We start from the raw sequence: 12,136 nt of genomic DNA, 5'->3' as shown, positions 1-12,136 counted from the left end.
GAAATGATGGTCAGATGTACAATTCCAATTGAAATTCAACCTCCCTGCTGCATCCCTGACAACGGCTATTCTACAGAGGTGAGAAATCGAATATATAGGAATAAGTCCTATTTTTCCTCTAATGCGGCAATCAAACTATTGAACGCTTCATAATTTGAATCATTTAACGACATGAGCACTTTATGCGCTTTAATAATACGTTGCTGCATCTCTTCAGCCGACTCTTGTATTAAAGGCACCTGTATTAACTCGTATTGCGTTATCGGCAACACATCCAGAAAAACAAAAATCTGGTCAAACCCCATGCTTAATAATGTTCGCGTCACATCATCATGAGTAGACACCACCATCGGAGTAGGCAAGCCCCTGTTTTTAGCGCGTACAGCCAACTTGGCAATCAACCCAAGGGTGGTGCTATCAAGGCAGGTAGCTTCTGTTACATCGACTAATACATGCTCACATTCATCCGAGGATATTACCTTTTCAATATGGGTCCCCAGAGAAGAGCACTGTGTCAGACGGACTTCACCGGTAAATTTAATCACATAGTGATTATCAAGAAGCGCATAGTGAATAGAACCCTGGTTCATAATATAACTCTCGAGACTGACATAATGGCAATATCATCAGGATACTGTTCCAAATGTTTATTACCTTCAAATATATGAGATTTAAGCGCCGAAAAATTGACGTTAGTAGCATCCAACCAATCTAACAAAGCCTTTTCTTTTTCAACAATAGAGCTTTGCGGTAACAACTCCAAAACCCCGTCAGAAAACAGATAGAGTGAAAAGTTTTTATCCAATACTATTTTCTTCTCAACAAACACGGCATCTGTAAACAAACCGACAGGCATACCCCGTCCTTCAAGCACCATTAGTTTTTCCGGGGACTTATAAACAGGCATAGGGTGATGCCCCCCTACCGCATATGTCAGAGTATTCTCTGGCTGATTGATCAAGCCACAAAAGATTGTCAGATGCTTATCGAGTCCTAATGCATATATCTCGGTATTAAAACGAGTCAGCGTTTCAAGGGGAGATAAAATATCATAACTGGAGCTGCGCTTAAAATTTCGCAACAGACGACTGGTAATATTCTTCAGCAACACAGTAACTAAAGCAGATGAAGCGCCATGACCTGAAACATCAGCCAGATAAAAAAGCGTCAGCTCATCGCTAATGGGCACCACATCTACAAAATCACCGCTAACAATAAGTGACGGTGTAATGCTGAATTGATATTCAATATCGTGAATCACCTGCTGCGCGGCAGGAAGCAAACGACTTTGTACCTGAAACGCAGCATACTGATCATCTTTTAACTCTTCTAACGAGGCTTCAAGTCCTTCACGATAAACCAGGCGCTCGTAAAGTAAGCGACAACGATTAAGTTTTAGCTGTATAGAATTTATAAAATCAGGAGATTCTACCTGCAGGCTTTCTATATAAAACACATCATCAGCACCGGCTCTTAATGCGTCTATCACCGAAGGCGTACTATTTTGATGCAATATCACGATAATAGGAAATCGCCCATCATCTCCAGCCAGGGGTTTCAGATGTTCAAAATCAATCCGATCAGACACAGACAATACATAGATGCCAAAATTTTTAAACAGCAAGCCTGCCTCGGGCATCACGTTATCCAGCGCTTCAATACCGGGCCCATCAAGACCCGCGCTACTAAGCACTGATCTGATTAAAGATAAGTCTTGTTGCCTAAAGCCAAACAGCTGTATGCCTGATAAATAATTTGTCATAAATACTAGTTTAATCTGACCAGACTTTAATATCGCTAAAAATCGTCCTGATTAAACGTGCCATCCATCTGACCATCTTTCACTTCAAACTCACGTTGTTGTAAATAAGCATCACGAACAAAACCATACTCATCACCGCTAATCAGTTTTTCTACCGAAAACAGCCCTACTCGCTTATCTAACAACTCGGCAGCATAACCACTGTTACGCGTAGGAATATGATCTACTTCGTCAGCCCACAGATTTATACTACTGTCAGGAATTTTAGCCAGGCCATCCCGCACAGAACTAGGGCCCAATAAAGGTAAAACGACATACGGACCGGATGTAATACCCCAGTAACCCAGCGTCTGACCAAAATCTTCTTCGGCGCTTTTCAACCCCATGGGGGTCGCGACATCAATCAAGCCAGCCAAGCCAAAGGTGCTATTAAAGACAATACGGGAAAAGTCGGTAAGCGAAGCATCCAGCTTAAGCTGCAGGATATTATTAGCTAATGAAGTCACATCGCCCAGATTAGAGAAAAAGTTATGCACGCCGGTCTCGATAATGTCGGGAGTAACTGCATGATAACCTTGAGCAAGCGGCTTAACAAAAGCACTATCAATCTTTTTATTAAACTGATAAATACTTCTGTTTATACCTTCCCAGGGATCAGATTCAATATTCGCACTTACACCTGAACTATAAAAAGATATAACAAGGGCAAGACTACACCCCAGACACGCTGCTTGCTTTCTAAACATCGTCGCTTCCTGATACGGGTAAACCTTAATTGTAAGGCACTGTTCTGCAAAATAAAATCAAACACTTATCAAATATTGATAAAACGCAAAAAGACTCCCGAAGGAGCCTTTTAAGAGAAATGCTAATCTAAATTAAGATTAGAAATCTACGCGTAAACCAGTAGAGAAAGTATCATTTTTAGCTGAACCATTAAAACCAGTTGCAGCTACAGTTGCATCTTCGTTCACATCCATGTAGTTAGCAAATACACGAGCCTGCTTGCCCAGTTTATGCTGAACTTCAAGGCTGTATGCGTTAGCATCGCCCTGTTCAGCGTAGCTAGCCAACAGTGAAGTATCACCGAAAGCGTATGAACCTGCTAATTCGTAAGAATCATCAGCAGATGCTTCACGGTCCTGCCACAACAGCGCAACATACAGAGCATCAGCAGCATAAGCTACAGAAGCTGCAGTTCTGTTCATATCGTCTGCACCTTCATTTTGGATGTAAGATACACCACCGGTGAAGCCAGCTACAGAGTACTTACCAGCAACGTGATAAGAATCAACATCTTCACCGTCGTTACCTGCTTCAGCATCAGCAACTACAGCCAACGCACCTGAGAAACCACCCAAGTTAGGAGTAACGTAAGAAACCACGTTGCTAGCACGGAACAGATCAAGTGTCACAGCAGAAGAGTTACCATCCAGAATATCTACAACGCCAGTTGCGAAGCTGTATTCAGGAGTCCACTGCTGACCGATTGCAGCAGTACCGAAACCACCTGTCAAACCAACATAGCCCAGACGACCACCGAAATCAGATCCAGCATCAGCAGTATCTACAGACCATTCAGCGTGATAGATAGCTTTAACGCCATCGATGTTAGTATCAACAGAACCTTTGATACCGATACGTGAACTATTGTCATTAACGTTGACTTCCTGGCCATCGCCGCCTTCAACTTTAACACGCAAAGAACCGTAAAGTGTAGCGTCAGCCTGTGCAACCATTGGAACAGCCAGAGCACCAGCAACAGCTAGAGCGATCAGTGACTTTTTCATCAATATTTCCCCTTCAAGATTCAATATACTAGTAGTGAATTCTAGTTTTTCTTAATGCCTGCCCTTTTTTAGAACAGTGACAACTAAGAAAGTACTATAAATTAATAATATTTCAAACATATGAAAGTGTTTTTTCCACTTTTATTTCATATGTCTATCAATTTGTCTTCACTGTTTCCATTACTAGCTACAGTGTTTTCAATAATCCGTTTGCAAGATCCGTCTTAACGCACTAATCTCTGCACACATTTAAATTGTGCGCATTACAACACAGCAGAGCGGACATCGCAACCTTTTAAAAGTTTCCACGATCAATAAAAAGTTAAAATTTAATATTTTATTGATCTGATTCAGACAGAATCTCTTTCCAGCGTTGCTTTACTCTTTTCTCAGAAACACTTTCTAATGTGCCGACCTGTTGAGCAAAAAGCGAGATCCGATACTCCTCTAAATACCAACGGTATCGGTTCAATTCTTCTATCCATATTGTATCACCTACACCGAGCTTTTTCTTCTGTTCATACAGAGTCTGATAGGCTGCCCATAACTGCTGCAATTGATCACTGAGCATTCGCTGACGTGGAAGTTCACGTGCGAATTTTTCAAGGCGTATCTGAATCGCTTGCATATATCTTGTGTATTGGGACAATTCAGACCACGAGATAGTGGATATATAGTTTTTGTAGATTAAGTGACCGAGCTGGCTTTTTATATCATTGAGAATGATCACCGTCTCTAATGATACCTTACTGTTTAACTGCTTCATAATAGCGTGATACTGCTGGTGAATAGTATAGATAAGCTGCGACAAAGACTGCACTCTGTCATTCAATTCTGCTTTTGCGGTTTTGACTCTTGCAGCAAATTCCTGCTCAGATTTAGGCAAGCACTCATTCAAATCACCCTCCAGATGCATCACACTTTTTACCGCCTGATACATGATGTTTTCTTCAAACTCATTTTTTGAAAAAATCTTACTGGCCAGCAATAAACTTTCATTAAGACGAAGAATTTTCCCTCTGGAGGCTCTAATCTGAGGCACCATCGCTAACATGGCCAGGCGTGTAAACCCCTGAACCGAACACTGCAGGGCTTCTGCTTTGCTCATTGCCAGCATCAGCTCAACACTGTCTTGCCGGTCAACCAGCATAGGCCAGGCATCAATCATAATACCTCCCGCCTGACGCAACTGGACCTTTTCGACCCATTCTCCGAAATCCCATTCGGTTATTCCTTTCCTTCCCCAGCTGTCTTCAGGGCCTTCTTTTATAGCGGCGTCTGAGTGAGCGCCATAATGCTCACACAAATAATTCCAGTCTCTGCTTTGTGCGACGAGCACACCCTTTTCATCTATTAACTTTATATTAATACGATAATGATCATCTAACTGCACGTCACTGAGCTCAGAAGGCGCTAAGCGGAGCCCACTCATACGTAACAATTGATGCGCCATCGCCTCATGCAGATCGCCTTCAGCAAATACCACGGCTTCCGCTAATGCCTCCGCGTAGTCAGGTACCGGCACAAAATTCTTGCGGCGCTGTTTGGGCAAGCCTTTCAACAACGCCACATATTTTTCTTTAATCATGCCGGGTACCAGCCACTCCAGTCTTTTTACAGGGAGTTGCTTGAGCAGCGCCAGCGGCACAGAAAGGGATACGCCATCATCAACACAGCCCGGTTCAAAATGATAACTTAAGCGAAGTTTTACCCCCTTCCACAGAAACTCATCAGGATAATCTCCCTTAGACACATGTGAGGCTGAGCGCTGCAGCAGATCTTTTTCAGTCAGATAAAGCGCATCAGCTTGCTGGGATTCAACCCCTTTGCGCCATTTTTCAAAGCCAGCGCCGTTAACAATATGCGCGCCATTATGTTCTATAAATTTTTCTGCATAGAAGTCATACAGTGTTTCTTCATCCACCAGCAGATCTTTACGACGCGACTTAGCCTCTAATGTTTCAATATGTGCCAGCAAACCTTGGTTGTGCTTAAAAAAAGCACCTTTTGTCTCAAAATCACCTTCAACCAGCGCCGAGCGAATAAATATCTGATGAGACACTTCAGGATCAATCACGCCATAATGCACTAAGCGCTTAGGCACAATCAGCAATCCATACAAAGACACCTGCTCCGTTGCCACGACCTGCGCGCGCTTTTTATGCCATGCGGGTTCCAGATAGGCACGTTTAACCAGATGAGCCGCTAACGGCTCCGCCCATTCAGGCTCGATACGCGCCAGCATGCGCGCATACAGCTTGGTCGTTTCAACCAGCTCCGCTGCCATGACCCACTTTGGCGGCTTCTTAAATAAGGCCGATGCAGGAAAAATATGAAAGCGACGATTGCGGGCACCGAGAAACTCTTTATTTTCCTGCTTAAAGCCGATATGACTTAATAATCCCGCTAATAAAGAGACATGCAGTTCCCGGTAACCCGCAGGCTCAGTGATCTCTTTTAAACCCAACTGTTTTGCAGCAAGGTGCAGCTGACGATGAACATCGCGCCATTCCCGCATCCGCATAAAAGAAAGAAAATTCTGCTGACAGTACTTACGCAACTGGTTCTGCGAAAGCTCCTGTCGCTGCACCTCATAATGCTGCCATAAATTCAGCATAGTGACGAAATCTGATTGATCATCTGTGTATTGCTTATGCTTTTCGTCTGCCGCCTGCTGTTTGTCCAGAGGCCGTTCACGGGGGTCCTGGGTACTCAACGCACTGGCAATAACCAGCACCTCTTTTAACGCCCCCTGTTTTTCCGCTTCAATAATCATCCGTCCAATGCGCGGATCCACCGGCAACTGACTCAGTTTTCGACCTAGCCCTGTCATCTGGCGCCGAGGATTAACAGCACCCAACTCTTCTAACAGTTTGAATCCATCACTGATAAAACGACTATCCGGAGGATCAATAAAGGGGAAATCGGCAATACTGCCTAGTTTCAGATTCAGCATCTGTAAAATAACAGCGGCCAGATTTGTACGTTGAATCTCGGCATCCGTAAAAGCCGGCCGCTGTTTAAAATCATCTTCACTATAAAGGCGAATACAAACACCTTCAGCGACACGGCCGCACCGACCTGCACGCTGGTTGGCACTCGCCTGTGAAATGGCCTCTATGGGTAAGCGCTGCACTTTAGAGCGATAGCTATAGCGGGAAATTCGCGCGACACCGGTATCAATCACATAACGGATATTCGGCACGGTAACCGACGTTTCCGCCACATTGGTAGCCAGCACGATGCGCCGGCCGGCACTCCGCGCTCCCTGAAAAATCTTATTCTGTTCTGAAACACTCAATCGGGCATATAAAGGCATTACCTCGGTATCACGTAACTGGGCTTTGCGCAGTATTTCAGCGGTCTCCCTGATCTCTCTTTCTCCACTCAAGAAGATCAGAACATCCCGGGCACCACTTCGTTTAGCGGCTTTATCAAGGTCAATAATCTCTTCAACAGCATCATAAATACCTTGCTGCAGAGTTCTGTCCTGCGAATCTTCTTTACTCTTACCTTCAGTCTCACCATCACTTCCACCGAGTAATGGCCGATATAAGGTTTCAACAGGGTAAGTCCGACCTGACACTTCGATAACAGGCGCCTTTCCAAAATGCTCAGAAAACCGCTGCAAATCGATGGTGGCCGAGGTAATAATCAACTTAAGGTCTGGTCTTTGCGGCAAGATACGCTTGAGATACCCCAACAGGAAATCAATATTCAGACTTCTCTCATGCGCCTCATCGATGATGATGACCTGATACTTAGACAACAAAGGATCATGCTGTGTTTCTGCCAGCAAAATACCATCAGTCATCAGTTTTATCAGCGAATCTTCACTGACCAGGTCGGTAAATCGAACCTGATAACCCACCTTAGCCCCCACCTGTGAGTGCAACTCTTCGGCAATGCGGGTCGCTACGGTACGTGCAGCCAGACGACGGGGCTGTGTATGCCCGATCAACCCTTGCGCGCCATACCCCATCTCAAGACAGATTTTTGGTAACTGTGTCGTTTTCCCCGAGCCGGTCTCGCCGGCAATCACCACGACCTGATGCTTACTGATGGCGTCTTTTATCTCTTCTTTCCGCTCAGAAACGGGCAGCGGCGGATAGCTAATATCACCAATCAACGCCTGCCTTCGCTGAACAGCCATCTGACTTGCGTCTGTTTTTGCCTCAATATCACGCTGCATTTTATCTACAGGCTGATCTTTTTTTGCACGTTCCGCCATTTTTCTGATGGCATGCTGCAACCTTGCACGGTCTGCAGTCAGACAATTATCAAGGAGTTTAAATAACGCAGAAAATCGTTGAGTATCGTCTTTCACTGAATTCACATTAGCTATTTTATAAAGGAGTATCGATTACAAAAGGAGGATCGATTACAGGTGGCGACCATGTTTAGGGTGTTGCAAAGCATTGAACTCTTCTTCTCTGAGCTGACGTCGCAACACTTTACCGACAGCATTGTGAGGCAAGCACCGCCTGAACTCGACAAGACGGGGTACTTTATAAGACGTTAAACGCTCACGACAATAGTCTCTGACATCACGAATAGATAAACGCTGATTAGAGGACACTACATATAGCTTGATATGCTCCCCCACAACATCATCAGGAATGCCGATTGCGGCACATTCGAGCACATCCGGATGACAACTAATCACTTTTTCTAATTCATTGGGGTATACAGCAAATCCTGAAACATTGATCATATCTTTTTTTCTATCAACAATCCGGATATTTCCTTGCCGATCCATTCTGGCGATATCTCCGGTCTGCAACCAACCGTCCTGCAAAACCTGACGTGTATCCTCTGGCTTTTTCCAGTATCCCTGCATCACCTGCGGCCCTTTCACCCACAATTCACCCGTTTCTCCATAGGTGAGCACCTCACCCTCTTCACCCAGTATTTTAACACAGGTGTCACGTAACGGTTTACCGACCGTCTGCGAGACAACCGAGTATGGCCTGTTAGCAGCTACCACAGGCGAGGCCTCAGTTAACCCGTACCCCTCCAGAATCTCACAGCCAGTAACCGCCTGCCAATCGCGCGCCGCTGATTGAGTCAAAGCGGCGCCACCTGAAAAGGTCAGTTTTAAATTTTCAAAATCTAATTGAATAAAAGCCGGATGCTGGCATAAGCTGACAAACAGTGTATTAAGGCCCGCAAAAATGCTAATCGGATACTTTGCAAACTCCGCAACAAAGGAGTCAAGATCCCGCGGGTTAGGGATTAACACCATATGACTTCCCCGGGATAACATCACCAAACAATGAAATGTCAGAGAATATATATGATAAATAGGCAGTGGCGCGCAAACGACTTCACTACCGGGGATCACTACCTTCTTTAAGACATCATTAATTTGCTGCATATTGGCAATTAACTGACGATGCTGAAGCATCACGCCTTTGGACACACCGGTGGTGCCGCCAGTATATTGCAGCAACGCCAAATCATCAGGCGCAGCGTTAATATTCTGCCACGCTTTAGCTTCACCTAACTTCAACGCTTTTCTCAAGCGGGTCGTTGTAACGCTACTCCCCCACTCCCACTGTTGTTGCTTCCAGCCACCAGCAAGCCAACTCCAGCAACGCACAAGTGGCGAGTGCAGATCAACCACATTGGTAACAATCACCTCTTTTAATTCAGTGAAGTGAATAATTTCAGAGAGACTTTCGGTCAGATTAGAAAGCACTACCGCCGCTTTAGCGCCACTGTCATTTAGCTGATGCTGTAATTCATATGCCGTAAATTGAGGATTAATATTAACCACAACCAGACCAGCCCTTAATGCACCAAAGAAAACAACCGGAAATTGCAGCAAATTCGGCAATAGCAAGGCGATGCGATCACCTTTAACTAAACAGGAATGATGCAAAAGATAGCTGGAAAACAGCCCGCTGAGACGGTCCAGTTCGTGGTAAGTCAGCGTTGCACCGGCATGCGTAAATGCCGGATGATGGGGGTAACGCCTACAAGAAAAAGCCAACAATTCAGTAATGGTCGATACGGGCAAATCACTTGTCTGATTCAATTTACTTCAACCCACTCATGACATCGGTTTAACCAATCACGCCTGATCACGGCGATCCTTTTATTCACAATCCCTATTATTCACAACCTCTATTCAAAACGACCTCTCATCGCCATCGGGCGATAAGCGGTGCGTCTGATCCAGCCCTTTTCGAAACACAACCAGCTCACCTGTTTTTATTGCAATCCATGCTTCGTTGTCGGTTAAAGGCTCTGTTGCCACCACGGTAACGATATCTTTGTCAGTTGTTTGCGTACAAAAATCAACCGTCATATCATCATCTTTAAGGCTGGCTTCGCCAAATGGGGCACTTCTTGTCAACCAGGATAGCTTTGTAGTGCAGTAGGCCAATAAATACTGAGACTCAGACAACAACATATTAAAGACACCGAATGCCCTCAACTGTTCGCAGCATTGATGAATAAACGTTGTTAATTGATCAGAAGTATCCGGACGGTCAGGAAACTCCAGGCGTATCTGGCCTAATAACCAGCAAAAAGCATACTCGCTATCAGTGGTGCCAACAGGGCGATAAAAAGTTAACGGCAAATCAAATAAGCGCTTATCCAGCTGGCCGTTATGAGCAAATGACCAGCTATAGCCCCATAACTCCCTGATAAAAGGATGCGTATTTTCCAAACAAACTGAACCGACATTTGCTTGTCGGATATGACTAATGACCACCAAACTCTTGATCGGATGGTTTTTAACAAGATTCGCAATAACGGAATCGCAACTGGGCTCCGGATCATGGAAAGAGCGCACACCTTTTCCTTCATAAAAAGCGATTCCCCAACCATCCCGATGTGGTCCGGTACCTCCTCCCCTTTGCATCAAACCACTAAAGCTAAAGCAAATATCGGTCGGAACATTGGCACTCATACCCAGCAATTCACACATAGATTAAGAAGCCGGTTTTTCAGATGATTGCAGTGTAATTTTGTCAGGCAGTGAATCAATCGCATCAACGCCTGATTCATAATCAAGAGCCTTAACCGCGGGATAAGCCGGGCCTGCATTTTCTCTGCGTTCACCCTGAAAGCAACCTAAAGGATCAATACTCATCACCTTGCTGAGAACCGTTGCCCGCACTCTTCCGCCTTTTTCAATATGCAGTTCATCACAAACCACCTCACCTTCCAGCAAACCAGTCACTGTCATATGTTTAGCTTTTATTACGCCCGACACATGACCCGTTGCCCCAATTGAAATATTATCAAGAGAATTGATATTCCCTTCAAATACCCCATCGATATGCATCTTCCCAACGATATTCATTTCGCCGGAAAGCTTATTACCATCAGCAATAATGGTTAAGGCTGAATGGTTTGATTTAGAGGATACAGATTTTTTAAGGAAGCCCATTTCACACTCTTCACTGTTGTAAAAATTGAATCAAAGTTAGCTATATTCCATGCCACAAAAGGTGCCGGATTGAGAGTCGAATAGAGGTGCCTTACCTCGTAATGCAGGTGAGCTCCCGTTGATCTACCCGTATTGCCACTCTCTGCAATTTTTTGTCCTTTATGAACAAATTCACCGCTGCTCACTTCGGTATTATTCAAATGGCTATAGTTGGTTTTAAATCCAAAGCCATGCAAGATCACAACCTGCACACCATAACCATCCCCCCTATTCCCCGCATACTCAACCACACCATCGGCTGTGGAATATACGGGCGTCCCTTTTTCGGCTTTATAATCTATACCCCGATGCATGACACGTTTCTTGTGAATAGGGTGCATCCGCATACCATAGCTATCATTAATCCGCATAGCCTGAATAGGCAAACCATTGGGAATACTATTCAGCATAAACAAGCGCTGATTGGCCATCATGGTTAATGACTCTAACCTTTCTGGTGACATATCACCGGAGGGTTCGACATTCAATAACGTTTCTAAACCATTCAAACTCGCATCAAGTGTCGCACTCAGCTCTCCCAGACGGTTATTACCCTCATAGAGCTTATCGCCCATGCGGATATTCTCAGCTTGTAACTTATCTCGTTGACTAGCGACTCTGGACAACGAAACGCTCAACTGGTCTAACTCATTTTTATATAGATTTTGCGTACCCAACATCATCTCATACTGATCATTCAGCTGTTCATGATCTTCTTCCAGGAGTGCTAAATCATCAGTGGTTTTTACCAACAACCAATTTGAAATAAAAAAGCTCACTGCTGACAGGATAACAAATAACACTAGCAGATACCGAGCCATTTGTCCCAGAGAGTACTGCCGCGAGCCCCGCATGGTCGTTAAGGTAACTATTAACTTATTCTTCAATCTCCGGCCCTTAATACTGCATCAGACAGCTGCAAATATACTCATAAATATCAGCCTTGTCATAAAACACCTATATATTCCTCTATGAGTATTACTCTATAGTCTAAAAATTAAACCAATTGTCTATAGAACACTATAACTCCTCGTGCAGATATGGTTTATGTTCATTGCATCTGAAAAGATTTCCCCTCAAGTCAGAATTGAAATTAATGTCGTAATTACTGTTGTAATAACAGTTGTAACTATTTTAAAA

At 44.4% G+C, this 12,136-nt stretch carries 9 protein-coding genes; all 9 read right to left on the bottom strand.

Annotated elements, in window-relative coordinates; all coding sequences use genetic code 11:
* Positions 1-107: 107 nt before the first annotated feature.
* The 9 genes from ABY436_RS03985 to ABY436_RS03945 all read right to left on the bottom strand — a co-directional run bounded on the left by ABY436_RS03985 (position 108) and on the right by ABY436_RS03945 (position 11,883).
* Positions 108-590 (bottom strand): STAS domain-containing protein, encoded by a 483-nt coding sequence (locus ABY436_RS03985; RefSeq protein WP_372737732.1) that lies wholly within the window; start codon positions 588-590, stop codon positions 108-110.
* Positions 587-1,762 carry a PP2C family protein-serine/threonine phosphatase gene (locus ABY436_RS03980; protein WP_372737731.1) on the bottom strand — a complete coding sequence of 392 codons (1,176 nt, stop codon included), beginning with the start codon at positions 1,760-1,762 and terminating at the stop codon, positions 587-589. The genes ABY436_RS03985 and ABY436_RS03980 overlap by 4 nt, the downstream gene beginning before the upstream one ends.
* Positions 1,763-1,797: 35 nt before the next feature.
* A complete protein-coding gene (locus ABY436_RS03975) occupies positions 1,798-2,508 on the bottom strand; it encodes a VacJ family lipoprotein (protein ID WP_090728505.1) in 711 nt (236 codons plus the stop codon).
* A gap of 138 nt (positions 2,509-2,646) precedes the next feature.
* Positions 2,647-3,552: a porin gene (locus ABY436_RS03970; protein WP_372737730.1), complete on the bottom strand. Its 906-nt coding sequence runs from the start codon at positions 3,550-3,552 to the stop codon at positions 2,647-2,649.
* A gap of 337 nt (positions 3,553-3,889) precedes the next feature.
* A complete protein-coding gene (gene hrpA / locus ABY436_RS03965; RefSeq protein WP_372737729.1) occupies positions 3,890-7,879 on the bottom strand; it encodes an ATP-dependent RNA helicase HrpA in 3,990 nt (1,329 codons plus the stop codon).
* Between the two features lie 54 nt (positions 7,880-7,933).
* Positions 7,934-9,592, bottom strand: a complete 1,659-nt coding sequence (locus ABY436_RS03960; protein ID WP_372737728.1) for an AMP-binding protein — start codon at positions 9,590-9,592, stop codon at positions 7,934-7,936.
* Positions 9,593-9,685: 93 nt separating this feature from the next.
* Positions 9,686-10,492, bottom strand: a complete 807-nt coding sequence (locus tag ABY436_RS03955) for a class II glutamine amidotransferase (RefSeq protein WP_372737727.1) — start codon at positions 10,490-10,492, stop codon at positions 9,686-9,688.
* A gap of 3 nt (positions 10,493-10,495) precedes the next feature.
* On the bottom strand, positions 10,496-10,957 hold the full coding sequence (locus ABY436_RS03950; protein WP_090728501.1) for a polymer-forming cytoskeletal protein: 462 nt from the start codon (positions 10,955-10,957) through the stop codon (positions 10,496-10,498).
* Positions 10,906-11,883, bottom strand: a complete 978-nt coding sequence (locus tag ABY436_RS03945) for a M23 family metallopeptidase (protein WP_090728500.1) — start codon at positions 11,881-11,883, stop codon at positions 10,906-10,908. The genes ABY436_RS03950 and ABY436_RS03945 overlap by 52 nt, the downstream gene beginning before the upstream one ends.
* Positions 11,884-12,136: the final 253 nt, after the last annotated feature.

Source organism: Neptunomonas sp. (genome assembly GCF_041601355.1).
Lineage (GTDB): Bacteria > Pseudomonadota > Gammaproteobacteria > Pseudomonadales > Balneatricaceae > Neptunomonas.
This window is presented reverse-complemented; position numbering and strand designations above follow the sequence as displayed.